The sequence below is a fragment of the Bradyrhizobium sp. SZCCHNS1022 genome (assembly GCF_032484835.1).
GTDB lineage: Bacteria > Pseudomonadota > Alphaproteobacteria > Rhizobiales > Xanthobacteraceae > Bradyrhizobium.
This window is the reverse complement of sequence record NZ_JAUETT010000001.1, coordinates 864,773-889,093: the sequence shown is the minus strand read 5'-3', so window position 1 is coordinate 889,093 and position 24,321 is coordinate 864,773. Positions and strand designations below refer to the sequence as shown.

Sequence of the window (24,321 nt, the reverse complement as noted above, 5' to 3'; positions counted from 1 at the left end):
TTGACCCCGCAACAGACCGTTCATAGCTTTGCTGTCACGATTATGGGCGCGAATCTCCGCGCCGTTCTCCAACCAAACGAGGTATTCCCATGGCCGTTGGCAAGGTTTCCGATGCCGATTTCGACACCGAGGTGCTGAAGGCGAACGGCCCTGTGGTCGTCGACTTCTGGGCCGAGTGGTGCGGCCCCTGCCGCATGATCGCCCCGGCGCTGGATGAGATCGCGGGCGCGATGGGCGACAAGGTCAAAATCGTGAAGCTGAACGTCGACGAGAGCCCGAAGACGGCCTCCAAATACGGCGTGATGTCGATCCCGACCCTGATGATCTTCAAGGGCGGCGAAATGGCCTCCCGCCAGGTCGGCGCGGCGCCGAAGGCCAAGCTGCAGCAGTGGATCTCGACCGCGGTCTGAGCCCTCCGGGTTTAAGATTTTTCGAGAACGGCCGGCGAAATCGCCGGCCGTTTGCGTTGAGAGGGGGAGTTTGCCGCGTTTTGAGCGTTTGCCCACCATGCCCGCCCGCCCCCGCAGATCCCTCTCCCGCCATCCCGATTTGCAGGCCATGGAGGCGCGCTCGGTCGACGCCATCCCGCGCGGGAAGGAGTGGCAATACGAGCCGAAATGGGACGGCTTCCGTTGCCTGTTGTCGCGCAATGGCGACGAGGTAACGATGCAGTCGAAGGCCGGCGAGGACCTGACGCGCTATTTTCCCGAGGTGGTTGCGGCGGCGCGGGAATTGAAAGTGCAGAAATTCGTGCTCGACGGCGAGCTGGTCGTGCCGCATGGCAAGACCAGCTCGTTCGACGATCTGTTGCAGCGGATCCATCCCGCCGCCAGCCGGGTGACGAAGCTGTCGCAGGAGACGCCAGCGCTGTTCATTGCTTTCGATCTGCTGGCCACGGCCAAGGATGGCGAACTGGCCGAGCATCCTCTGGACGAGCGGCGGCCGGCCTTGGAAGCCTTTGCCAACGCCAATTTCAAAAAACATGCGACCTTTCGCCTGTCGCCGGTCACGACCAGCTTCGCCACCGCCGAGAGATGGCTGGCGCGCTCCGGCGCCGGCTCGGATGGCGTGATCGCCAAGCGCATCGACCAGCCCTATCAGGCCGGCAATCGCGACGGCATGCAGAAGATCAAGCGCTTCCGCAGCGCCGATTGCGTGATCGGCGGCTTCCGCTACGCGACCAACAAGGGCGGCAATGGCCAGAAGGTGGTCGGTTCATTGCTGCTCGGGCTGTACGACGACGAAGGGCTGCTGCACCACGTCGGCTTCACCTCCGCGATCAAAAAGGAAGACAAGCCGGCGCTGACCGCGAAGCTGGAGGCTTTGATCGCACCACCGGGTTTTACCGGCAATGCGCCGGGCGGCCCGAGCCGCTGGTCCACCGAGCGATCGACGCAATGGTGCCCGCTGAAGCCGAAGCTCGTGATCGAGGTTTGCTACGATCATTTTTCCGGCGACCGCTTTCGCCACGGCACCTCGATCCTGCGCTGGCGCCCCGACAAGGCCCCGCGACAATGCACCTTCGATCAGCTGAAGCAGAAGGCCGCAGATCCGATGAAGCTGCTCGCATGAGCTTAAGTGGGAGGCGTGCCGTTGATCGCCAGCACATGGCCGGCGAGATAGAGCGAGCCAGTGATCAGGATGCGCGGCGGCACCTCGTAGGCGAGGCGCGCGATGCTCGCGAGCGCCGCTTCGACCCCGGCGGCAATCTCGACCCGCATGCCGAGCACGCGCGCGGCATCGGCCAGATCGGAAGGCGTCATCGCCTTGTCCTGACCGGGGATCGGCACGACAATGATGTGGCGTGTCAGGCCGGCAAAATTGGCCAGAAAAGCACGCGCGTCCTTGTTGGCCATCATGCCGACGATGACCACCAGCGGTCGCGACACCCGCTCCTCGAGATCGCCGAGTGCAGCCGCGACCACGCGACCGCCTTCGGCATTGTGACCGCCGTCCAGCCAGATCTCGGAGCCCTGTGGCCCGAGCACAGGCAGCGCGCCGGTCGACAGGCGCTGCATCCGCGCCGGCCACTCGGCCCCGGTAATGCCCGCTTCGAACGCCTTGGTCGGAAGCTTGAACCTGTCGATGGCGCGCAAGGTCGCGATCGCCAGCCCCGCATTGTCGAACTGGTGCCGACCGAACAGTCTTGGCGCGGGGAGATCGAGCAAGCCACGATCGTCCTGATAGACCAGCCGGCCGCGCTCGACATTGACATGCCAGGCCTCACCAGCCGCAAACAGCGGCGCACGCATGCGTTTCGCCTGCTGTTCGATCACGGCCAGCGCCGACGGCTCCTGCTCGGCCGAGATCACCGGGCAGCCGCGCTTGATGATCGCAGCCTTCTCGCCGGCGATCGATGCCAGATCGGTGCCGAGAAAATCCATATGATCCATGCTGATCGGCGTCAGCACGCTGGCCGCCGGCTGCTCGATCACATTGGTGGAGTCGAGCCGGCCGCCGAGACCGACCTCGAGCAGCACGACGTCGGCCGGATGCTTGGCAAACAGCACAAACGCAGCGACGGTCTTCACCTCGAAAAAGGTGATCGGCGCGCCCGCGTTGACCCGCTCGCATTGCTCAAGCGCATCACGCAATTCATCGTCACCGACCAGGACGCCGCCACCGACGCGGCCCAGCCGATAGCTTTCGTTGATGCGCACAAGCCAGGGCGAAGTGAAGACGTGCACCCGCAGGCCCGCGGCCTCCAGCATCGCCCGCAGATAGGCGACGGTCGAGCCTTTGCCGTTGGTGCCGGCGACATGGATCACCGGCGGCAGCTTGCGCTCGGGATGGCCAAGCTGCGCCAGCAGCCGATGCATGCGATCCAGCCCGAGATCGATCTGGCTCGGATGCAGAGCCGAGAGCCGCGCGATCAGCTCGTCGGGCGAACAGGTCTGCTGGGACGCCGGATCGTTCACGCAGCCGGCGCGCCCGCGGTCGCCTCGGAAGAGACGACCGTCTTCTCAGGCGGTGGCAGCTGCGCCATCGGCTTGGTGGGCTCGATGGCCGGCGATTTGGTCAGCAGCCGGCAGAGCCGCGCCAAAGTCGGGCGCAGGTCGTGACGATGCACGACCATGTCCACCATGCCGTGGTCGCGGAGATATTCGGCACGCTGGAAGCCTTCGGGAAGCTTCTCGCGGATGGTCTGCTCGATCACGCGCGCACCGGCGAAGCCGATCAGAGCGCCGGGCTCGGCGATCTGAACGTCGCCGAGCATCGCATAGGAAGCCGTGACGCCGCCGGTGGTCGGATTGGTCAGCACCACGATGTAGGGTTGCCGCGCCTCGCGCAGCATCTGCACGGCCACGGTCGTGCGCGGCATCTGCATCAGCGACAGGATGCCCTCCTGCATGCGAGCACCGCCGGAAGCCGCGAACACGATGAACGGCGATTTCTTCTCAACTGCGAGCTCGAGCCCGCGCACGATGGCTTCGCCCGCGGCCATGCCGAGCGAGCCGCCCATGAAATCGAAATCCTGCACGGCGATCACCGTACCCATGCCCTCGAGCTTGCCGTAGCCGACCTTGACGGCATCGTTCAGGCCGGTGCGGGCGCGTGCATCCTTGATGCGATCGGCATAGCGACGCTCGTCGCGGAATTTCAGCGGGTCAGGCGTGACTTCGGGAAGCGCGACGTCGAACCAGGTCTCGTTGTCGAAGATCGATTTCAGGCGCGCAACCGCGCCCATGCGCATGTGATAGTTCGAGCCGGGGATGACGAACTGGTTGGCCTCGACGTCCTTGTAGAACACGAGCTGTCCGGAATCCGGGCACTTGATCCACAGGTTCTCCGGCGTCTCGCGCCGCAGGATGCTGCGGATCTTCGGCCGGACCACATTGGTAAGCCAGTTCATGTGTCGCTCCGTATGGCGCTCGCAAACATATATGGCGGTGAGTTCTTGGCCCGGCAAGCCGCCGCCTACGGCGGCAGCGCAGCCGGACAACAGCTATTCTGCGGCTTGTTTCGCGCCGTGCACGCCTTGCGCGAGTGCTGCGGCCAGATCGGCCACGGCGCCCACCGTCTTCGCGGTCGCGCGCCCCTCCGCGTCCAGGCTGCTGCGCACCGCATCCACCAGAGCCGTGCCCACGACGGCGCCATCGGCATGTTGGGCAATCGCCCGCGCCGCTTCAGGGGTGCGGATGCCGAAGCCGACGCAGACCGGCAGCGCCGTATGTCCCTTGATCCGGGCCACGGCGGCACCGACCGACTTCGCATCGGCCGAGGCCGCGCCGGTGATGCCGGTGATCGAGACGTAGTAGACGAAACCCGATGTGTTCGCGAGCACCGCCGGCAAGCGCTTGTCGTCGGTGGTCGGAGTCGCGAGGCGAATGAAGTTGAGCCCGGCCTTGAGCGCCGGCACGCACAATTCATCGTCCTCTTCCGGCGGAAGGTCCACGATGATCAAGCCGTCCACGCCCGCCGCTTTCGCGTCGGCCAGAAACGGCTCGACGCCGTAAATGTAGATCGGGTTGTAGTAGCCCATCAGCACGATCGGCGTGGTATCGTCGCTTTCGCGGAAGCTGCGCACCAGGGCGAGCGTCTTGCGCAAGGTCATGCCGCCTTTCAGCGCGCGCAGGCCTGCGGCCTGGATCGAGGGGCCATCGGCCATCGGATCGGTGAAGGGCATGCCGAGCTCGATGATGTCGGCGCCAGCCTGCGGCAGCGCCTTGACGATCGCAAGCGACGTCTGCGGGTCGGGATCGCCGGCCATCACGAAGGTGACGAACGCCGAGCGGCCTTGCTTTTTCAATTGCGCGAACCGCGCGTCCATCCGGGTGGTCACGACTTCCTCCCTCGCAGGATCTCGCCGACCTGCGGGACGTCCTTGTCGCCGCGGCCCGAGAGGTTGACGACCATCAGATGATCCTTCGATCGCTTGGGCGCGAGCTCCATCACCTTGGCGATCGCGTGTGCCGGCTCCAGCGCCGGGATGATGCCTTCGAGCCGCGACAACAGCTGAAACGCCGCCAGCGCCTCTTCGTCGGTCGCGGAGAGGTATGTCACGCGGCCTGTCTCGTGCAGCCAGGAATGCTCCGGCCCGATGCCGGGATAGTCGAGACCTGCCGAGATCGAATGCGCTTCCTGGATCTGGCCGTCCTCATCCATCAGCAGATAGGTGCGGTTGCCATGAAGCACGCCGGGCCGACCGCCGGCGATCGAGGCGGCATGCAGCTGCGTGAGGCCATGGCCCGCAGCTTCCACGCCGAAGATCTCCACCGAGGGGTCATCGAGAAACGGATGAAACAGGCCCATGGCGTTCGAGCCGCCGCCGATGCAGGCGATGAGAGAATCCGGCAGGCGGCCTTCCATCTCCTGCATCTGCACCCGGGTCTCGTTGCCGATCACCGACTGGAAGTCGCGCACCATCATCGGATAGGGATGCGGCCCCGCGACCGTACCGATGCAGTAGAACGTGTTGTGGACGTTAGTGACCCAATCGCGCAGCGCCTCGTTCATCGCGTCCTTCAAGGTGCGTGCGCCGGACTGCACCGGGACCACCTTTGCGCCCAGCATCTCCATGCGGATCACGTTCGGCTGCTGCCGCTCGACATCGACCGCGCCCATATAGACCACGCATTCAAGACCGAAGCGCGCGCACAGCGTCGCAGTCGCGACGCCATGCTGGCCGGCGCCGGTCTCGGCGATGATGCGCTTCTTGCCCATACGCCGCGCCATCATGATCTGGCCGAGCACATTGTTGACCTTGTGCGAGCCGGTGTGATTGAGCTCCTCGCGCTTGAAGTAGATCTTGGCGCCGCCAAGATGCTCGGTCAGCCGTTCGGCGAAATAAAGCGGCGAAGGACGGCCGACATAGTGCTTGAGGTAGCCGTCCATCTCGGCCTGGAACGCCGGATCGGCCTTCGCTTCGGCGTAGGCTTTCTCCAGGTCCAAGATCAGCGGCATCAGCGTTTCCGCGACAAAGCGGCCGCCGAAAATGCCGAAATGGCCGCGCTCGTCGGGGCCGCTTCGATAGGAATTGGGACGCAAAGTGGTCATCGGACGCTCAACTCTTCGATCGCGCGCGCCGCGCGCACAAATTCTCTGATCATGTCGCTATCCTTCACGCCGGGCGCGCGCTCGACGCCAGAAGAAACATCGACGCCTCCCGCACCTGTGATTCTGACCGCCTCATGCACATTGCCGGCACTCAAGCCGCCCGACACCATGAACGGGAGATCGAGCTTGAGATCTTGAAGCAGATGCCAATCGAAGGTGGCGCCCAGCCCGCCGGGACGCGTGGCATCCTTGGGCGCACGGGCATCGAACAGAATGCGGTCGCACACAGCGGCATAGCCGGACAGCGACGCCAGGTCGGCGGCGGTTTCGACGGGGATCGCCTTCATCACCGGCAGGCCGAAGCGCTGCTTGATGTCGCGAACCCGCGCCACGCTCTCCTTGCCATGGAGCTGCAGCAGATCCGGCCTCAAGGTCTCGACGATGTTCTCGATCGTGGCGTCATCGGCATCGACCGTGAGCGCGACCTTCAACGCGCGGCCTTTCGCCTGCGCGCCGAGCGCGCGGGCCGCTTGGAGGCCGAGATGGCGCGGCGACGGCGGAAAGAACACGAACCCCACCATGTCTGCGCCAGCATCCAGGGCCGCCGCGAGCGTCTCGGGCGTGGTCAGGCCGCAGATTTTGACGAGCAAGGGCATCAGTCGAAAACGCAATTCCGCGCGAAAAGGATCACCTCGTAACGAGGTTTCGCGCGGGTTCTACAACGCGGCGCCCTGCTTGTCTCGCCCATAAGGGCCGAAAAGCCCGGCCGGAGAGGACGACGGAACCAGCTGCCCCCGCGCACCCCGCGTCGCAGCCGAGGCCGCCTTGAGATGGGCGAGCTCGGCCCGTGCAGCGTCCGCGTCGGCCTGATGCTGACGCGCCGCTCGCCGCCATCGGCGCTGACCGATCCAGGTCGCGAGGCCGCCAGCAACGACGCCCACGATGGTCGCGGCGATGATCAGCGCAAAGAGCGGCAATGACACCGCCGCGCCGGCATCGGTCGTGTCAAATGGATTGAACGATACGGTAACGAAATGCCGGTTCGCGACTGCAAACACGACGAAGAGCAGTGCCAGCGGAATGACGATCACCGCGGTAAGGAATTTTCGCATAACGCTCGCTCGTGCTCATCCCAGACCGCATCCGCCTCAACACATCCGGCGCCTTGCGCAGGACGCATCAGGACGAGGATTCGGCCGCTTCCGGCGGCTGGTCGCGGTTCAGCCGCTCGCGCATTTCCTTGCCGGTCTTGAAGAACGGCACGCATTTCTGGTCCACCGGCACATGGGCGCCGGTCCGCGGATTTCGCCCTGCGCGCGCCGGACGGTGCTTGACGGAGAAGGCGCCGAAACCACGCAGCTCCACCCGATCGCCGCGCGCCAACGCTGCGACGATCTCATCAAGGATCGCATTCACAATGTTCTCGACATCTCGCTGGTAGAGATGCGGGTTGTGCTCGGCGATACGCTGAACAAGCTCGGATTTGATCATCGAGAAGGTGTATCCGGGAAATTCAGCGCCCATTTCCGTGAAAATGCCGTGGACTGTCAAGACGCTAAATCATTCATCGGCGACGCGAAATTGCGTGACAGGGCCGAAATCCCGCTTTCCAGCCCCACACGCAGCGCGCGAAAGATACGGCGACGCCGGTCTTAGCGGGTTCAGTTGCTGCCCGCCGGCTGCCACAGCGCCAGCATGCCGTCCAACCCCAAGCCGTCCACTGCGCGCACCACGCCCGCATGCTCGATCTGATGCGCGACGGCGCTCAGACCGACAGCCTCGAGCGCGATCGAAGTTGCCGTACGCAGGAAGGAGAGATCGCCGAACCGCGGCGAAAGTTTGTAGTCGCGCACGGGCAGATCCTTTTTGACGTTCTTTTGCGCAACCAGCCAGGCAATCGCCTTCTTCTCATCGCCGAGTTCGTCGATCAGCTTCAGATCGATCGCCTGTCGTCCGGTGAAGACGCGGCCGTCAGCAACCTTTTCCAGCTGCGCATCATCCATGCCGCGCCGCTCCTTCACGAGTCCACGGAACCATGCGTAGGAATCCTTCACCAGCGCGTCGAGCGCCTCGCGCGCTTCCGGGCTTGTCGGCTCGAACCCGTTGGGCGCAGCCTTCAACGGCGAGGATTTCACCTCCTCGACCTTGACGCCAATGGTCTTCAAGAGTTCGCCGACATTGGGATATTGGAACAGCACACCGATCGAGCCGACGAGAGAACTCTGCTGTGCGACGATGTGATCGGCCGCAATCGCCGTGATGTAGCCGCCGGAGGCCGCAAGCCCTTCGACGACGACCACCAGCGGCTTCTTCGCCTTTAGGCGGACCAGAGAATCGTAGAGCTGCTCGGATCCCGCGGTGGTGCCGCCCGGCGAATTGATGTGAAGCACGACGGCGGCGGCGGACGAATTCTCCAGCCGCTCCAGCGCCTCGACGCGATCCTGGTCGCTGCGGATCAGGCCTTCGATGTTGACGCGGGCGATCGATCCCGACGTGGTCAGCGCGGTGCGTCCGCGCGGCGACATCACGAAGCCGACCGCCGAAAGAGCCGCGATCGCGATCAGCACGGCAGCGACGCGCCAGAACGTCAGCTTGCGGCGCAGCCTGCGCCGATCGACGATCACATCCGAATCAAGCGACATGGAAAATCTCCAGGAAGTATCAGCGCGTTTTGCATCCGCAGCGTGAATCCGACGTTACCTGATTACATCAATTGCGACCCAATATGAAGAAAGCATGGCCCGCCACGATGCTGCCGAACGATCGCCATGCCGGTTGGAGGCAGAGGCCGGATCGGCCGGCTTCTTACGTCGGTCGAATAAAAAAAGCCCCGGCCGAAACCGGGGCTTTGATGCTCGTCAAATCGACGACGGCTTACTTCTGATCGCGATTCTTGAGCGCGGTGCCCAGGATGTCGCCGAGCGTCGCGCCCGAATCGGAGGAGCCATATTGCGCGATGGCCTCCTTCTCTTCCGCGACTTCCAGCGCCTTGATCGAGACCTGCACCTTGCGGGCCTTCTTGTCGAACTGGATCACGCGGGCATCGACCTTCTCACCGACCGCGAAGCGTTCGGAGCGCTGATCGTTGCGGTCGCGCGCCAGCTCGGAGCGCTTGATGAAGGTGGCGAAGTCGGTGCCGGCGATCTTGACGTCGATGCCGCCTTCCTTGACGTCGAGCACCTCGCAGGTGACGACCGCGCCCTTCTTGACATCGCCCGGCTCGGCGAAGGGATCGCCTTCGAGCTGCTTGATGCCGAGCGAAATACGCTCCTTCTCCACATCGACGTCGAGCACCACGGCCTTCACCATGTCGCCCTTCTTGTAGTTGTCGATCACCTGCTCGCCCGGAAGCTTCCAGTCGAGATCGGACAGGTGGACCATGCCGTCGACATCGCCCTCGAGGCCGAGGAACAGGCCGAACTCGGTCTTGTTCTTGACCTCGCCCTCGACCACCGAACCCGTCGGATGCTTCTCGACGAAGACCTCCCACGGATTGCGCATGGTCTGCTTGAGACCGAGCGAGATGCGGCGCTTGACCGAATCGACCTCGAGCACCTGGACTTCGACTTCCTGCGAGGTCGAGACGATCTTGCCCGGATGCATGTTCTTCTTGGTCCACGACATCTCCGAGACGTGGATCAGGCCTTCGATGCCCGGCTCCAGCTCGACGAAGGCGCCGTAGTCGGTGATGTTGGTGACGCGGCCGTGGAAGCGCGCACCCAGCGGATACTTCGCCTCGATGCCCTGCCACGGATCGTCCAGCAGCTGCTTCATGCCCAGCGAGATGCGGTGCGTCTCGTGGTTGATCTTGATGATCTTGACCTTCACCGTCTGGCCGATGCTGAGCACCTCAGTCGGATGGTTGACACGCCGCCAGGCGATATCGGTGACGTGCAGCAGGCCGTCGATGCCGCCGAGGTCGACGAACGCACCGTAATCGGTGATGTTCTTGACGACGCCGTCGATCACCTGACCCTCTTCGAGGTTCTGCACCAGCTCCTGGCGCTGCTCGGCGCGGGTCTCTTCCAGCACGGTACGGCGCGACACGACGATGTTGCCGCGGCGGCGATCCATCTTGAGGATCTGGAACGGCTGCGAGTTGTTCATCAGCGGTGCGACGTCGCGGATCGGACGGATGTCCACCTGCGAACGCGGCAGGAAGGCCACCGCGCCGTCGAGGTCGACGGTGAAGCCGCCCTTGACCTGGTTGAAGATGACGCCGTTGACCTTCTCGTTGTTCTGGAACGCCTTCTCGAGCTTGCCCCAGCTCTCTTCGCGGCGCGCCTTGTCGCGCGACAGCACGGCTTCGCCGAGTGCGTTCTCGATCCGGTCGAGGAACACCTCGACCTCGTCGCCGACCTTCAATTCGTTCTCACGGCCGGGGCCTGCGAATTCGCGCAGCGCGACGCGGCCTTCGGTCTTCAGGCCGACGTCGATGACGGCCATGTCCTTCTCGATCGCAACCACCTTGCCCTTGACGACGGAACTTTCCTGCAGGTTACCGCGCGTGAAGGACTCATCCAGCATCGCGGCAAAATCATCGCGGCTGGGGTTGTAGGAAGTAGCAGTGGTACTCGAAGCCATTGGTTCTCCAGATGCGGACTGTCTTGCCGGCAGCGGGTTGATCGGCGCATCGGATGCACAGTGTTTGGAGGTCCGCAAATACCCCAAACGACCGCTCGGTGCGCGAAACGCGCAGAAGCGGGCCGGCAGTGCCTGCACATGCGATACGTTGAGTAATGTCCGGCTGATCGAACCCGATTGAACCGCAATCGAGCTATCGACGGTCAAGGGCGGGAGCGGGCGTTCCTCCAATGACGCCAGCGGCAAATATCAAACCCGCTGACGGCCCGCTCGAACGGCCTCGACAATATCGATGGCGGCCCGGACGCCGCTTTCTATATCCAAATGGGAGTTGTCTAGCAAGTAAGCATCCGGTGCTTGCTTTAAAGGAGCAATCGGGCGGTTCTGGTCGCGCGCGTCGCGGGCAAGGATATCGGCCAGGACGGCGGCCTCGTCGGCCTCCTCGCCACGGGCCCGCGCCTCCAGGGTGCGGCGCTGGGCCCGGATCTTCGGATCGGCCACGACATAGATCTTCACGTCGGCATCCGGGCAGATCACCGTGCCGATGTCGCGGCCGTCGAGCACGGCGCCGGGCGGGCTGGATGCAAACTGACGTTGGAACGCCACCAGCGCCTCGCGCACCTTGGGAAGGGCCGAGACGACCGAGGCAGCCGAGCCCACCGCCTGGGACTTCAGCGCCGGATTGTCGAAGGTCTCGGGCTCGAGCTTCAGGGCAATCTGTGCCGCTTGGCCTTCGTCGTTCAGGTCATGACCGGCCGAGAGCATGGCATAGGCCACGGCGCGATAAATCACGCCGGTATCAAGATGCCGATAGCCGTAATGCGCCGCGAGCCGCTTGGCGAGGGTGCCCTTGCCCGACGCCGCCGGGCCGTCGATGGCGATAATCATGCGAACTCCGCGCCGGCTTTGCGCATCAGCGGCAAAAAGTCCGGGAAGCTGGTCGCAATGAAAGCGGTGTCGTCGACCTTGACCGGCTGGTCTGAGGCAAGTCCCATCACCAGCGCCGACATCGCGATACGGTGGTCCATGTGCGTGGCCACCAGGCCGCCCCCGGGCACATGGCCCCTGCCCTCCACGATCAGGTCGTCGCCAACGATCTCCACCTTGACGCCGTTGACCCGCAGCATCGCCGCGGTCGCCTCCAGCCGGTCGGATTCCTTGACCCGCAGTTCCTGCAGCCCGCGCATGATCGTGGTGCCTTCGGCGTAGCTGGCTGCCACCGCCAGCACCAGATATTCGTCGATCATCGACGGCGCGCGTTCCGGCGGGACTTCGACGCCGCGCAGCTTCGAGGCGCGGACCCGCAGCCTGGCCATCGGCTCGCCGGCGTCGCCGCGAACGTCGCTTTCCTCGATCGAGGCGCCCATCTCGCGCAAGGTGGTGAACAGGCCGGTCCGCAGCGGGTTGGTCATCACGTCCGGGAGCACCAGGTCGGAGCCTTCGACGATCAGCGCCGCGACGATCGGGAACGCGGCCGAGGACGGATCCCCCGGCACGATCACGGCAGCACCGCGCAATTCCGGCTCGCCGGCCAAGGCGATGCGGCGCCCATGCGGCCCTTCCGCCGTCGTGACGATCTCGGCGCCAAAATGCTTGAGCATCAGCTCGGTGTGGTCGCGGCTGGCCTCCTGTTCGATGACGGTGGTGATGCCGGGGGCGGCGAGCCCCGCCAGCAGCACCGCCGACTTGATCTGGGCCGAGGCGACGGGCGTGCGATATTCGATCGGAATCGGATTGCGCGCGCCCTGCAAGGTCAGCGGCAGCCTGCCGCCTTCGCCTTCGGCAATGACCTTGGCGCCCATCAGGGCCAGCGGATCGAGTATCCGGCGCATGGGGCGGCTGCGCAGCGAGGCGTCGCCGTCGAACACGGCCGTGATCGGGCAGCCCGCCACCGCGCCCATGACCAGCCGGCATCCCGTGCCGGAATTGCCGAAATCGAGGGTCTCGCCAGGCTGGGCGAAGCCGCCGACACCGACCCCGCGGACGCTCCAGGCGAAATCGCCGGTCCGCTCGACCTTGGCACCGAGGATGCGCATGGATTTGGCGGTGTTCAGGACGTCCTCGCCTTCGAGCAGGCCGGAAATCGTGGTTTCGCCGACCGCCATCGCGCCCAGAATCAAGGCCCGGTGCGAGATCGACTTGTCGCCGGGAACACGAATCGTGCCCGTCAGGGGGCCGCTGGCCCGGGATTCGAGCGGGGTCGGGGCTGCAGATGTCGACAAGGTCATGTCCTCTCAGATCGGAGCCGCAGGTATCACAGGCCCAACCGGCCGTCACGAGCCCTCGAAATTCTCGTGTAAAGCGCTATTGACAGCGGCGCGGCAACTAGCCAAGTGAAGCACCGCTTTTCAGACATTCCCAGGACGCTGCACGTGGCCAAAGCCGAGCTTGGAACCAAACGCATTTGCCCGACCACGGGCAAAAAGTTCTACGACCTCAACAAGAACCCGGTGATTTCGCCCTACACCGGCGAGGTGGTGCCGATCGCCCCGGTGGCCCCTGCCCGCGCCATGCGCGGCGAGGCCGCGCGCGCTGCCGCCCCCGTCGATACGGCGCACGAGCCGGCCGAGGCCGAAGAGTTGGTCTCGCTCGAGGAGGCCGATGCCGAGGAGAACACCGGCAAGGTCAAGGCCGTCGTTCCCGAATCGGAAGACGACATCGAGATCGACGAGACCCTCGACGACGACGAGGACGATGATTCGACCTTCATCGCCGACGAAGAAGAAGGGGATGAAGACGTCACCGACATCATTGGTGACGTCGGCGGCGACGAAGACACTTGAGATAATTCTGAAAACGTGTTTCACGGTGCATCCCGGCGCGTCGCCCAGACGAGCCGGAGCTGTTAAGGGGCCATAGCTCAGCTGGGAGAGCGCTTGCATGGCATGCAAGAGGTCGGCGGTTCGATCCCGCCTGGCTCCACCAGCCTTCGCTCGCTTCGCGAGCTTCGGCAGGGCAAGCCACACTCCGCCCCTATCGTAGCGAAGCCAGCGAAGGCTGTCCCGCCGAAGCTCAGAGAGCGAAGGCGGACTGTCGATAATGAGACTTGGCTAACGGCACGTTGTCCGCGCTATCGTAGTGATACGACTGAGCGCCGGGCCTTCTCATGAAATATGTCTATATCCTTGAAAGTCTGGACGGCGTGCACTTCTATGCCGGGATCACCGACGACGTGCCGGAGCGTCTGATCAAGCACAACGCAGGCGCGGTCCCGCATACGTCCAAGTATAGGCCGCGGCGTGTTAGAACTTATGTTGCATTCAGCGACGAGAAGCTCGCGTTCGCGTTCGAGAGATATCTCAAGTCGGGCTCTGGCCGCGCTTTTGCGAAGAAGCACTTGTAGGCTGGACGGTCCCTAGCCTTCCCCCGCCACCGCATCGAGTCGCTCGCGCAGCGCAATCAGGCTCTTCTGCAATGTCGCCAGTTCCGCAACCGAGCATCCCGTCGCGTCGAGAATCGCCGGCGGGATGATCGCCCTGGCCTTCTCGCGCAGCGCCGCGCCCTGCGCGGTCAGCGCCACCAGGACCTGCCGCTCGTCCGCTACCGAACGCGTCCGCTTGACGAGGTGAGCCGTCTCCAGTCGCTTCAGGAGCGGCGTCAAGGTGCCGGAGTCCAGGAACAGCCGCTCACCGATCTCCTTGACCGCCAGGCCATCCCGTTCCCACAGCACCAGCATCACCAGATATTGCGGATAGGTGAGGCCGAGCCGGTCGAGCAGGGGCTTATAGACGCGGTTGAACGCATGCGCCGTCGAATACACGGCGAAACAAAGCTGGTTGGCGAGCAGAAGCGGCGCGTCGGCCGCGGCCTTTCTGGGCATGGTGACCTCGGAAGCTCGGATCGTGACCCCATCTTGGGTCGGCCGGGCATGCCGATCAACGACCCGCGCTACGATCACGAAATTTCTATCGACCAATTATATTGTGCACAATATAATTGTATGCAATATTGTGTCCATCGAAATTCATGAACGGGAGACCCGACCATGTCCGTGAACGTGCTCTACAAGACCAGCGCCAAGGCCACCGGCGGCCGCGACGGTGAAGCACAGACCCTCGACGGCTCGCTGAGCGTCAAGCTGGCCACCCCGAAGGAACTCGGTGGCGCCGGCGGTGCCGGCAACAATCCCGAGCAGCTGTTCGCCGCCGGCTATGCGGCCTGCTTCATCGGCGCGATGAAGTTCGTGGCCTCGCAGGGCGGCCCCAAGGTGCCGGCCGACACCTCGGTCACCTCCACGGTCGGCATCGGACCGCGTTCGGAGGGCGGCTTCGGCATCACGGTCGAGCTTGCGGTCTCGCTCCCCGGCCTCGCCAAGGCCGACGCAGAAGCCTTGGTCGAGAAGGCGCACCAGGTATGTCCCTACTCCAACGCCACCCGCGGCAATGTCGACGTCAAGCTGAGCGTCGTCTGACCGGCGCGATTCCACGACACGGCAGGAGATCGCAGGTCGCAGTCTCCTGCCCCTTTTGTGCATGGGCACGGTGCGCCCTCGGATTTGCGCCGGTGCGCCGCCAGTGCTTTATGACCGCGAGTTGACACCAACCTCGCGAATCCCTCGATGACCCCACAATTCGTCCCCGGCGCGATGACCGGCCTGCGCGTGATCGATCTCACGCGCGTGCTCGGCGGACCCTATTGCACCCAGATCCTCGCCGACCACGGCGCCGACGTGATCAAGGTCGAACCGCCCGCCGGCGACGAGGTGCGCGACTGGGGCCCGCCCTTCCATGACGAGGACGCGGCCTATTTCGTCGGCATCAACCGCAACAAGCGCTCGATCGGCCTCGACCTCGCCGCCGAAGGCGGCCGCGCGGTGCTGATGAAGATGCTCGAAACGGCCGACGTGCTGATCGAAAACTTCAAGCCGGGCACGCTGGAAAAATGGGGCATCGGCAGCGATGCCCTGCGCGAGAAATTCCCCCAGCTGGTGCATTGCCGGATCTGCGGCTTCGGTGCCGATGGCCCCCGCGGCGGCAATCCCGGCTACGACGCGATCATCCAGGCCATGACCGGCATGATCGCAGCGACCGGCTCGCCCGAAAGCGGGCCGATGCGGATCGGCGTGCCGCTGGTCGACATCACCACCGGGCTCTATGCCGCGATCGGCATCCTGATGGCGCTGTCGGAGCGGCACCGCTCCGGCCTCGGGCAATTCCTCGAAGTCACGCTGTACGAGACCGGACTCGCCATCATGCATCCGCATACGGCGAACTACTTCATGCACGGCAAGCCGCCATCACTGACGGGCAACGAACATCCGAACCTCGTGCCTTACGCGATCTTCCCGACCAAGACCGACGACATCTTCATCGGCGTCGGCAATGACGGCACGTTCCGTAAGCTCTGCAAGGAGATCGGCCGGCCGGAGCTCGGCACCGATCCACGCTTTGCCCGCAACCGCGACCGCGTCGCAAACCGCGCGGCGCTACGGACAGAACTCGCCGCGGTCTTCAGCCAGTTCGAGGCCGAACCTCTCTGCGACCGGCTGCTCGGAGCCGGCCTGCCGGCAGGTCCGGTGCAGAAGATCGACCAGGCCCTGACCAACGCACATACGCTGCATCGCGGCGATGTCATCGAGAAGGACTGGTACAAGGGTGTTGCCTCACCGATCCGGCTCGGCCGCACCAAGCCGAGCCTGCGCTCGACCCCGCCGAAGTTCAGCCAGCACGCAGGCGAGGTGCTGGGCGAGTTCGGCTATTCGGACGAAGCCATCAAGGCCCTGGTCGACAGCGGCGCTGTCTGCATCGAACGCAAGCGCTGAACGCGAGCCGCCGGTTCAGCTCCACGTGGGCGGGCGGCCGCAACAAATGTAGGGGGAGTTCGCGCGCTTTACCGGCGCGGTGGGGCGTGCTTTCCCCAGCAACTGCGGCCGTCTATACATCTTTCATTGAACCGTCATCCGCCGCTGCTAACGGCCACGAACGTTGATGACGCCCCATGGGAGGTACTTTTGATGTCAGTTCGACAATTTAGCGCCGCGACTTCGGTCCTGGCCATGATGGCCTTTGCCGCCGCCTCGCCCGCGCATGCGGTGACCGAGATCCAGTGGTGGCACGCCATGACCGGCCCGAACAATGACGTCGTGAACAAGCTCGCCAGCGACTTCAACGCCTCGCAGAGCGACTACAAGATCGTTCCGAGCTTCAAGGGCAGCTACGCCGACACGCTGAACGCCGGCATCGCCGCGTTCCGCGCCGGCAACGCGCCGGGCATCATGCAGGTATTCGAGGTCGGCACCGCGACCATGATGGCTGCCAAGGGCGCCATCAAGCCGGTGTCCGAACTGATGAAGGAGGAGGGCGAACCGTTCGACCCGAATTCCTATCTGCCGGCGATCACCGGTTATTATTCGACCTCGAAGGGGGACATGCTGTCGTTCCCCTTCAACTCGTCGAGCATGGTGATGTGGGTCAATCTCGACGCATTGAAGAAGGCCGGCATCGATGCTCCTCCGAAGACTTGGCCGGACGTCTTCGAAGACGCCAAGAAGCTGCATGCAGCCGGCAATCCGACCTGCGGTTTCTCCACGGGCTGGGTGACTTGGGCGCTGATCGAACAGTTCAACGCCTGGCACAACCTGCCGATCGGCACCAAGGCCAACGGGCTTGACGGCTTCGACACCGTGCTCGAGTTCAACTCGCCGCTGGAAACCAAGCTGCTCGAGAACCTGGTCGAGCTGCAGAAGGACAAGAGCTTCGACTATTCCGGTCGCACCAACACCGGCGAAGGCCGCTTCACCTCGGGCGAATGCGCGATGTTCATGACGTCGTCGGCGTTCTATCCGAACGTGAAGGCGAACGCCAAGTTCAACTACACGGCGGTCGCGATGCCGTATTTCCCGGAAGCGAAGGGCGCACCGCAGAACTCGATCATCGGCGGCGCTTCGCTGTGGGTGATGGGCGGCAAGTCGAAGGAAGAGTACAAGGGCATCGCCAAGTTCTTCACCTTCCTGTCCGACACCGACCGTCAGGCCAACCTGCACCAGGTCTCCGGCTATCTGCCGATCACCAAGGCGGCATATGAGAAGACCAAGGTCTCCGGCTTCTATGAGAAGAATCCGATCCTGGAAGTGCCGCTCAAGGAGCTGACCAACAAGGCGCCGACCGAGAATTCGCGCGGCCTGCGCTTCGGCGGCATGGTGCAGATGCGAGACGTCTGGTCGGAGGAAATCGAGGCGGCGCTTGCCGGCAAGAAGTCCGCCAAGGACGCGCTCGATACCGCCGTCTCCCGCGGCAACCAGATGCTGCGGCAGTTCGAACGCACCGCAACGAAATAGTCATAGCCAACGCCGCGGCGGCTCGGGCTCCTAAGTCCCCGGCTCGCCGCGGCTCCTCATTCGCGCTAAACGTCTTTGCGCAGCTCTCAGGCTGCGAAGGCCGCACTTTCCGTAGCTGGGGATGAGCCGGTACCCACCGGCCATAGATAGGGATCATGGAAAACCGCGCGATCTTCTCGGGAAAAGCACTCCCCATTCTGCTGGTCCTGCCGCAGCTCGCGATTTCGCTGATCTTCTTCTATTGGCCCGCGGCGCAGGCTCTCTGGCAGTCGTTCCTGGTCCAGGACGCGTTCGGGCTGTCCACCGAGTTCGTCTGGTTCGAGAACTATCTGTCGATCTTGAAGATGCCGGAGTATTACAACTCGATCGGCGTCACCTTGATGTTTTCAGCCCTGGTCGCGTTTTTTTCGCTGAGCATCGGCCTGCTGCTCGCCGTGATGGCCAACCGCGAACTCGCGGGGCTGCAGATCTACCGCACGTTCCTGATCATCCCCTATGCGGTCGCGCCGGCCGTGGCGAGCACCCTGTTCATCTTCATGTTCCAGCCGGGCCTCGGCATGATTGCCCGCCTGCTGCAGCGGTCGGGGATCGATTGGAATCCGGTGCTGAACGGCCCGCAGGCCATGACCCTGATCGTGATCGGCGCCGTGTGGCACCAGATCAGCTACAACTTCCTGTTCTTCCTCGCCGGGCTGCAGTCCATTCCAAAGAGCGTGATCGAGGCGGCTGCGATCGACGGCGCCCGACCGTTCCGGCGGTTCTGGACCATCGTGTTTCCACTGCTGTCGCCGACCACCTTCTTCCTGATCATCGTCAATACGACCTACGCTTTTTTCGACACCCTCGGCATCATCGATACCGCGACCGAAGGCGGCCCGAACGGAGCGACCCAGACCTTGGTCTACAAGGTGTTCCTGGACGGCAAGGCCGGCACCGATCTCGGCAGCTCGGCAGCCCAGTCCGTGATCCTGATGGCCATCGTGATCGTGTTGACCGCCTTCCAATTCCGCTACGTCGAGAAGAAGGTTCACTATTAAATCATGGTCGAGCATCGCCGCTTTGGGAATCTGCTTCCGCACCTGGTGCTGTTGACCGGCGTCGCCATTGTTGCCTTCCCGGTCTACCTCGCCATCATCGCGTCGACGCACGACAATGCGGTGATCGCCAACGGCCAGATGACGCTCTGGCCTGGCGGACACGGGCTGGAGACCTATTGGAAGACCATCGTATCCGGCAGCGGCCGCACCACGCACGAGCCGGTCGGCAGCATGATGCTGTCGAGCCTGATCATGGCGCTCGGGATTGCGGGGGGCAAGATCGCGATCTCGATCATCTCGGCCTATGCGATCGTGTTCTTCTCGTTTCCGTTCCGGATGGCGATGTTCTGGACCATCTTCGTCACCTTGATGCTGCCGGTCGAGGTGCGCATCTTTCCGACCTACAAGATCACCACCGACCTGCACATGCTGGATTCGTATTCCGGGCTGATCCTGCCGCTGGTCGCCTCGGCCACCGCGACGCTCTTGTTCCGGCAGTTCTTCATGACGGTGCCGAAGGAGCTGGTCGAAGCCTCCAAGATGGACGGTGCCGGACCTGTTCGTTTCTTCTTCGATACGCTGCTGCCGCTCTCGGTCACCAACATCGCGGCGCTATTCGTGATCCTGTTCATCTACGGCTGGAATCAGTATCTCTGGCCGCTGCTGATCACCACCCGCGACGACATGCAGACGATCGTGATCGGCATCAAGAAGATCATCGACGTGCACGATGCGCTGACCGAATGGTCGGTGGCGATGGCGACCGCCGTGCTCGCCATGCTGCCGCCGGTCGCCGTCGTGGTCTTGATGCAGCGCCTGTTCGTGAAGGGTCTGATCGAGACGGAAAAGTGAGGAGGCGAATGGCGAGTAGCGAATGGCGAATTGGGGCTCTCGCCAAGCCGCTCGCTTTTGCCCGACTCTCTAATCCAATTCACCTGTTCGCTACTCCCTATTCGCTACTCGCCGGGCATAACCATGGCTAACGTCGTTCTCCGCAATATCCGCAAGGCCTATCCGAATGGCTTCGAGGCCATCAAAGGCATCGATTTCGAGATCGGCGATGGCGCGTTCTGCGTGCTGGTCGGCCCCTCCGGCTGCGGCAAGTCCACGCTGCTGCGCATGGTGGCGGGGCTGGAGACCGTGACGTCCGGCGAGATCGACATCGGCGGCCAGATCGTCAATCAGGTCGAGCCGGCCGAACGCGACATCGCGATGGTGTTCCAGAACTACGCGCTCTATCCGCATATGAGCGTGTACAACAACATGGCTTACGGCCTGCGCAATCGTGGCACACCGGCGAAGGACATCGATGCCCGCGTCCAGGAAGCCGCGCGCATCCTCGAACTCGGCGCGCTGCTCGATCGCAGGCCGGGGCAGTTGTCCGGCGGCCAGCGACAGCGCGTGGCGATGGGCCGGGCCATCGTGCGCCAGCCGAAAGTGTTCCTGTTCGACGAGCCGCTCTCGAACCTCGACGCCAAGCTGCGGATCGCGATGCGGGTGGAGATCCGCAAGCTGCAACGCCGGCTCAACACCACGGCGATCTACGTCACCCATGATCAGCTCGAGGCCATGACGCTGGCCGACATCCTGGTCGTGATGAATGCCGGGCGCGTCGAGCAGATCGGCAGCCCGCTCGAGATCTACAGCCACCCGGCGACCACCTTCGTCGCCACCTTCATCGGCGCGCCGCCGATGAACCTGATCACGCTGGACGATGGCTTGAAATCCCAGCTCGCAGCCGCCGGCCTGCTCGCGGGCGAGGCCGGCATCCTCGGCATCCGCCCAGAGCATTTCGAGCTCGCCGCGGGAACGCCCGCCGGCGGCGGCGTCGCCCTCGACCTCACCGTCGAGGCGATCGAGCATGTCGGGGCGGAGACCTTCGTCTATGGCGCCCGCCGGCAGGGCCCGATCGATCCGGACAGCGCCCTCACTTTGGCGGCGACCGCCAACGACATCATCGTACGGGTGCCGGGGACCGCGGCGCCTGGGATCGGCACCGAAATTCGCGCGGTGGCGCCGCGCGAGCAGCTGCATCTGTTCTCGGCCGACGGCCGCCGCCGGATCGTGCTTTAACCCGTTCGAGATACAGGTGGTTTAGGGTCGCCCGGCGCTTGAACCGCGCGGGCGTCATGCCCATATTGCTTGCCAAGGGGTGCCGATAGGGCCCTGAAACGTCAAAGTCGCTTCGAGAGGACTTTGTAAACTATGTCTCGTGTTCCTTCGCTCTCCAGCCCGTTCCTGCTGGGCTTCGACGAGATCGAGCGTGTGCTCGACCGCGTCGTCAAAGGTGCCGACGGTTATCCGCCCTATAATATCGAGCGGTTCGAACGCACCAATGGCCAGCCAGAACGCTTGAGGATCACGCTGGCGGTGGCGGGTTTTACCCGCGACCAACTCGATGTCACCATTGAGGAAAACCAGCTCGTCATCCGCGGGCGGCAGCAGGACGACAAGACCCGGCAATACATCCATCGCGGCATTGCCGCGCGCCACTTCCAGCGCACTTTCGTGCTGGCGGAGGGGATGCACGTGCTGGGTGCGGATCTGAAGAACGGGCTGTTGTCGATCGATCTGGCCCGGCCCGAGCCGGAGCGGATCGTTAAGACAATCGCTATCAATGAACACGAATAATAGTTGGTATGGAACGAGTAGCGGACTCGACCGCTTGAGACTACGATGAGGAGTCGAGACCATGAACGAGGGTAATGTTGCGTCTCAATCCGGCGTCTCGCTGGAGTCGCTGGCCAGTTTGGGCGAAGGTCATATCGCCTATGTGAAGCAGATCCGGTCCGAGGATGTGCCCGGGCTGTTTCCGCAGGCGCCGCAGATCGCGCCAGGCCTGAAGCTGTTCGCATTGCATGCCGCCGACGGCACGCCGATCATGCTGACCGACAGCCGCGAAGCCGCGATTGCGAATGCGTGGAGCCACGAACTCCAGGCCGTGAGCGTGCACTGACGAATTTCTCGCCGCCCCTCGCGTGGCGGTCGATGGAGCCGTGATACACATGCGCGGATCTGTCGCCTCGACAGGTCCGCGTATTTTTTTGGCCCGATGTTTGTTGCTTAATGACGGACGCGCTCCTGAGATCCATGACATCCGCGGAGCTGACGCCCGGCTCGCCGCTCGGCGCGGCGCTGCTGGCGCTGAACAACGCGCATGCCACGGAATTATCCTGGCTGGACTCCGGGCGGCTCGCGCATCTTGTCGTGCAGGCCTATGCCGCCTGGCGGATCGGCGATGCCGACGCGCTCCTGATCGCGCTCGACGAGCGCGCCTCCTATGACAATCCGAACTTCCAATGGTTTCACGACCGCTTTCCGCGCTTCGTCTATGTCGATCGCATCGTGGTCGCGCCCATGGCGCGAGGGCGCGGTCTGGCGCGCCGGCTCTACGAGGCATTGATCCGGAAGGCGTCGGAGGCGGGCCACGATCGCGTCGTCTGCGAGGTCAATCTCGACCCGCCCAATCCGCAGTCCGACGCGTTTCATGCCGCGCTTGACTTTTCAGAAGTCGGCTCGGCCAGCATTCACGGCGGCGCCAAGACGGTCCGCTATCTCGCACGAGCTCTGTCGTGATGCCGGCGCAGCGTCACGCTGCCGACGCTCGCGATGACGAACGGCTCGGGCAAACCGATCCGAGCCCGATCGACGAGACGGATAATTCAAGAATTTTGTTTCTGGCCATTTCCGCGGCGCCGAATTTCACGCCGAGACATAAATCAAGCCCGTTCAGGGCCGAGCTGTCCAATCCTTAAGTTTGTCCCTGCGGCGGCAGCCGCTAGTGCTCCGATTCCGATGTTCGCGCCTTTCGATGCTCGCGTCATGTCGCGGCAATCTCGTGCTTCGGGATCGAAAAACACGACGATCGTGTGTAGGGACTGCAGATGCATGCGTCGAGCCTTGGGTCGAGCCTTGGGCTGTTTCGAGAGCTGGCGCTCGGGACCGTGCCGAACCGTCACGTGTTCGCGGACGTTCCTGCGCCGGGATCGAGCCCGTACTACGTGATCTGCAACAGCGTACCCAAGGCGGGGACCTACCTCCTGGTCGAGCTCGTGAGAGCGCTGGGCGGCCACGTCGACGTCGGCTACCACACCTACACATCATCGATCAGCAAAGTGAACCCGGACGGGTCATTCGATTACGGACGCGCGATTACGGCGCCGCTCTGGGCCTCCGCACTCACTCCCGGCTACTTCTGCGCCTCGCATACCGAGTACTGTCCGCATCTCGAGCAATATCTGCTCGGCAGACCCGAGCACAAGATGCTGTTCATCGTGCGCGACCCGCGCGACATCGTCATGAGCTGGGTCGACTTCGTCTACCATTCGGCGGCCTACCCGCGGATGCGGAAGTGGAACGCCTATCTGCGGGCAGCCGGATCGGCAGCCCACCCCGACGATGCGTCGCGGATCACCTCGACAATCCTCTCGCTTCCCCGATCCGGGATCAGGAATTTCATGAGCTGGCTCGACTCGCCGGCCTGTCTGACCGTGAGGTTCGAAGATCTCTATTCCGAACTCGCCGCTGACGATGCAACGACGACATCGTCGTTTCCCGTCCTTCACCGCATCTGCGACTATCTCGGGCTTCCGCGCAAAGCGCCATCGGACCTCAAGGTCCTGGGGCGCGGCCTGACGTCGTCGGGACGGCCCAAGAAGGTCGGTGTCTACAAGGATCGGATGATGCCGCAGCATCTCGATCTGCTCCGCGACGAGGCGTTCCAGGAACTGGTCGTCGAGTTCGGCTACGATCCGACTCCTGCGGACACGCTGGCGCGTGCAAAGGGCTACGGCGCCGCGCGCAGGCTTGCCAAGCGCCTCACGACGTTCGCCCTGCCGCGCCCGGGCCGGCCCGCGGCAGAGGCTGGGTGCTGCTCGCAAGGGCGCCAGAACTGGCAGGGGGACTAGTGGCTAGCGTTCTTCAAGCCGAAGTGCGCACGAATTCGCTGGAGGACGGCGCGGCATCACGCCGCGGAGGCGGGCGGCAGCGCCAGCACGGAATAAATCGCCTGGGCATCACGGGAGGCCCGCAGCTTCTTGGCGACGTCCTGATCGCGGAGCAGCCGGGCGATGCGCGCCAGCGCCTTCAGGTGATCGGCGCCCGCCCCTTCCGGCGCCAAGAGCAGGAAAATCAGGTCGACGGGCTGGCCGTCCATCGCCTCGAAATCGATCGGCCGTTCCAGGCGGGCGAACAGGCCGAACAGCTTTTCCAGCTTCGGCAGCTTGCCATGCGGGATGGCCACGCCATAGCCGACCGCCGTGGTGCCGAGCTTTTCCCGCTGCAGCAGGACCTCGAAGATGGCGCGTTCGTTCTGCCCGGTCAGCGCTGCGGCGCGGGCGGCCAGCTCCTGCAGCGCCTGCTTTTTACTATTGACCTTCAATGCCGGGAGAATCGCCTCGGGTGCGACCAGATCGGTAATCGGCATAG

Annotated in this window: 27 protein-coding genes and 1 tRNA gene; 15 read left to right on the top strand and 13 right to left on the bottom strand. The window is 64.0% G+C overall.

What is annotated here, in order from left to right; genetic code table 11:
- Window positions 1–89: 89 nt before the first annotated feature.
- Window positions 90–410 carry a thioredoxin gene (gene trxA, locus QX071_RS03985; protein ID WP_315702168.1) on the top strand — a complete coding sequence of 107 codons (321 nt, stop codon included), beginning with the start codon at window positions 90–92 and terminating at the stop codon, window positions 408–410.
- Window positions 411–507: 97 nt separating this feature from the next.
- Entirely contained in the window at window positions 508–1,572 is a 1,065-nt protein-coding gene (locus QX071_RS03980) for an ATP-dependent DNA ligase (protein ID WP_315702169.1), read from the top strand.
- A gap of 2 nt (window positions 1,573–1,574) precedes the next feature.
- On the opposite strand, the gene QX071_RS03975 is transcribed toward QX071_RS03980, so the two are convergent.
- The 11 genes from QX071_RS03975 to aroA form a co-directional block, all read right to left on the bottom strand.
- Window positions 1,575–2,918, bottom strand: a complete 1,344-nt coding sequence (locus tag QX071_RS03975; RefSeq protein ID WP_315702170.1) for a folylpolyglutamate synthase/dihydrofolate synthase family protein — start codon at window positions 2,916–2,918, stop codon at window positions 1,575–1,577.
- Window positions 2,915–3,853, bottom strand: a complete 939-nt coding sequence (gene accD / locus QX071_RS03970; RefSeq protein ID WP_315702171.1) for an acetyl-CoA carboxylase, carboxyltransferase subunit beta — start codon at window positions 3,851–3,853, stop codon at window positions 2,915–2,917. Before accD ends, QX071_RS03975 begins: the two co-directional genes overlap by 4 nt.
- A 93-nt stretch (window positions 3,854–3,946) precedes the next feature.
- Complete coding sequence (trpA, locus tag QX071_RS03965; RefSeq protein ID WP_315702172.1) at window positions 3,947–4,783, bottom strand: tryptophan synthase subunit alpha; 837 nt, start codon at window positions 4,781–4,783, stop codon at window positions 3,947–3,949.
- A complete protein-coding gene (trpB, locus tag QX071_RS03960) occupies window positions 4,780–5,997 on the bottom strand; it encodes a tryptophan synthase subunit beta (protein ID WP_315702173.1) in 1,218 nt (405 codons plus the stop codon). The genes trpA and trpB overlap by 4 nt, the downstream gene beginning before the upstream one ends.
- Window positions 5,994–6,653 (bottom strand): phosphoribosylanthranilate isomerase, encoded by a 660-nt coding sequence (locus tag QX071_RS03955; RefSeq protein WP_315702174.1) that lies wholly within the window; start codon window positions 6,651–6,653, stop codon window positions 5,994–5,996. The genes trpB and QX071_RS03955 overlap by 4 nt, the downstream gene beginning before the upstream one ends.
- Window positions 6,654–6,713: 60 nt before the next feature.
- On the bottom strand, window positions 6,714–7,109 hold the full coding sequence (locus QX071_RS03950; RefSeq protein ID WP_315702175.1) for a lipopolysaccharide assembly protein LapA domain-containing protein: 396 nt from the start codon (window positions 7,107–7,109) through the stop codon (window positions 6,714–6,716).
- 67 nt (window positions 7,110–7,176) lie between these two features.
- Window positions 7,177–7,488 carry an integration host factor subunit beta gene (locus QX071_RS03945; protein ID WP_315702176.1) on the bottom strand — a complete coding sequence of 104 codons (312 nt, stop codon included), beginning with the start codon at window positions 7,486–7,488 and terminating at the stop codon, window positions 7,177–7,179.
- Between the two features lie 170 nt (window positions 7,489–7,658).
- On the bottom strand, window positions 7,659–8,639 hold the full coding sequence (gene sppA, locus QX071_RS03940; RefSeq protein WP_315702177.1) for a signal peptide peptidase SppA: 981 nt from the start codon (window positions 8,637–8,639) through the stop codon (window positions 7,659–7,661).
- 232 nt (window positions 8,640–8,871) lie between these two features.
- Window positions 8,872–10,581 carry a 30S ribosomal protein S1 gene (gene rpsA, locus QX071_RS03935; RefSeq protein ID WP_315702178.1) on the bottom strand — a complete coding sequence of 570 codons (1,710 nt, stop codon included), beginning with the start codon at window positions 10,579–10,581 and terminating at the stop codon, window positions 8,872–8,874.
- Between the two features lie 249 nt (window positions 10,582–10,830).
- Window positions 10,831–11,469 carry a (d)CMP kinase gene (cmk, locus tag QX071_RS03930; protein ID WP_315702179.1) on the bottom strand — a complete coding sequence of 213 codons (639 nt, stop codon included), beginning with the start codon at window positions 11,467–11,469 and terminating at the stop codon, window positions 10,831–10,833.
- Window positions 11,466–12,803, bottom strand: a complete 1,338-nt coding sequence (gene aroA, locus QX071_RS03925; RefSeq protein WP_315702180.1) for a 3-phosphoshikimate 1-carboxyvinyltransferase — start codon at window positions 12,801–12,803, stop codon at window positions 11,466–11,468. The genes cmk and aroA overlap by 4 nt, the downstream gene beginning before the upstream one ends.
- Window positions 12,804–12,953: 150 nt before the next feature.
- Between aroA and QX071_RS03920 the strand changes: the two genes are divergently transcribed.
- The 3 genes from QX071_RS03920 to QX071_RS03910 all read left to right on the top strand — a co-directional run bounded on the left by QX071_RS03920 (window position 12,954) and on the right by QX071_RS03910 (window position 13,924).
- Window positions 12,954–13,364 (top strand): TIGR02300 family protein, encoded by a 411-nt coding sequence (locus tag QX071_RS03920; protein WP_315702181.1) that lies wholly within the window; start codon window positions 12,954–12,956, stop codon window positions 13,362–13,364.
- 66 nt (window positions 13,365–13,430) lie between these two features.
- Window positions 13,431–13,506, top strand: a tRNA-Ala gene (locus QX071_RS03915).
- A gap of 181 nt (window positions 13,507–13,687) precedes the next feature.
- The gene (locus tag QX071_RS03910) at window positions 13,688–13,924 is read left to right on the top strand and encodes a GIY-YIG nuclease family protein (RefSeq protein WP_315702182.1); all 237 of its coding nucleotides are present in this window, start codon (window positions 13,688–13,690) and stop codon (window positions 13,922–13,924) included.
- A gap of 12 nt (window positions 13,925–13,936) precedes the next feature.
- Here QX071_RS03910 and QX071_RS03905 read toward each other — a convergent pair whose 3' ends face one another.
- Window positions 13,937–14,401, bottom strand: coding sequence for a MarR family transcriptional regulator (locus tag QX071_RS03905; protein WP_315702183.1), 465 nt, complete (start codon window positions 14,399–14,401; stop codon window positions 13,937–13,939).
- A gap of 165 nt (window positions 14,402–14,566) precedes the next feature.
- Here QX071_RS03905 and QX071_RS03900 point away from each other — a divergent pair, with 165 nt between their 5' ends.
- The 10 genes from QX071_RS03900 to QX071_RS03855 all read left to right on the top strand — a co-directional run bounded on the left by QX071_RS03900 (window position 14,567) and on the right by QX071_RS03855 (window position 23,801).
- Window positions 14,567–14,992: an organic hydroperoxide resistance protein gene (locus tag QX071_RS03900; RefSeq protein WP_315702184.1), complete on the top strand. Its 426-nt coding sequence runs from the start codon at window positions 14,567–14,569 to the stop codon at window positions 14,990–14,992.
- Window positions 14,993–15,139: 147 nt separating this feature from the next.
- Window positions 15,140–16,342 carry a CaiB/BaiF CoA-transferase family protein gene (locus tag QX071_RS03895; protein WP_315702185.1) on the top strand — a complete coding sequence of 401 codons (1,203 nt, stop codon included), beginning with the start codon at window positions 15,140–15,142 and terminating at the stop codon, window positions 16,340–16,342.
- 192 nt (window positions 16,343–16,534) lie between these two features.
- Entirely contained in the window at window positions 16,535–17,857 is a 1,323-nt protein-coding gene (gene ugpB / locus QX071_RS03890) for a sn-glycerol-3-phosphate ABC transporter substrate-binding protein UgpB (RefSeq protein ID WP_315702186.1), read from the top strand.
- Window positions 17,858–18,012: 155 nt separating this feature from the next.
- Complete coding sequence (ugpA, locus tag QX071_RS03885) at window positions 18,013–18,894, top strand: sn-glycerol-3-phosphate ABC transporter permease UgpA (RefSeq protein ID WP_315702187.1); 882 nt, start codon at window positions 18,013–18,015, stop codon at window positions 18,892–18,894.
- A gap of 3 nt (window positions 18,895–18,897) precedes the next feature.
- Window positions 18,898–19,746: a sn-glycerol-3-phosphate ABC transporter permease UgpE gene (ugpE, locus tag QX071_RS03880; protein ID WP_315702188.1), complete on the top strand. Its 849-nt coding sequence runs from the start codon at window positions 18,898–18,900 to the stop codon at window positions 19,744–19,746.
- Window positions 19,747–19,869: 123 nt separating this feature from the next.
- Entirely contained in the window at window positions 19,870–20,967 is a 1,098-nt protein-coding gene (locus QX071_RS03875) for a sn-glycerol-3-phosphate import ATP-binding protein UgpC (RefSeq protein WP_315702189.1), read from the top strand.
- Window positions 20,968–21,099: 132 nt separating this feature from the next.
- Window positions 21,100–21,525 carry an Hsp20 family protein gene (locus QX071_RS03870; RefSeq protein ID WP_315702190.1) on the top strand — a complete coding sequence of 142 codons (426 nt, stop codon included), beginning with the start codon at window positions 21,100–21,102 and terminating at the stop codon, window positions 21,523–21,525.
- A 61-nt stretch (window positions 21,526–21,586) separates the two neighbouring features.
- The gene (locus QX071_RS03865) at window positions 21,587–21,850 is read left to right on the top strand and encodes a DUF1150 domain-containing protein (protein WP_315702191.1); all 264 of its coding nucleotides are present in this window, start codon (window positions 21,587–21,589) and stop codon (window positions 21,848–21,850) included.
- A 134-nt stretch (window positions 21,851–21,984) separates the two neighbouring features.
- Complete coding sequence (locus QX071_RS03860; RefSeq protein ID WP_315702192.1) at window positions 21,985–22,470, top strand: GNAT family N-acetyltransferase; 486 nt, start codon at window positions 21,985–21,987, stop codon at window positions 22,468–22,470.
- A gap of 308 nt (window positions 22,471–22,778) precedes the next feature.
- Complete coding sequence (locus tag QX071_RS03855; RefSeq protein WP_315702193.1) at window positions 22,779–23,801, top strand: hypothetical protein; 1,023 nt, start codon at window positions 22,779–22,781, stop codon at window positions 23,799–23,801.
- Window positions 23,802–23,857: 56 nt separating this feature from the next.
- Here the strand turns inward: QX071_RS03855 and ptsN are convergent, their stop codons facing one another.
- Window positions 23,858–24,319, bottom strand: a complete 462-nt coding sequence (ptsN, locus tag QX071_RS03850; protein WP_315702194.1) for a PTS IIA-like nitrogen regulatory protein PtsN — start codon at window positions 24,317–24,319, stop codon at window positions 23,858–23,860.
- Window positions 24,320–24,321 lie beyond the last annotated feature (2 nt).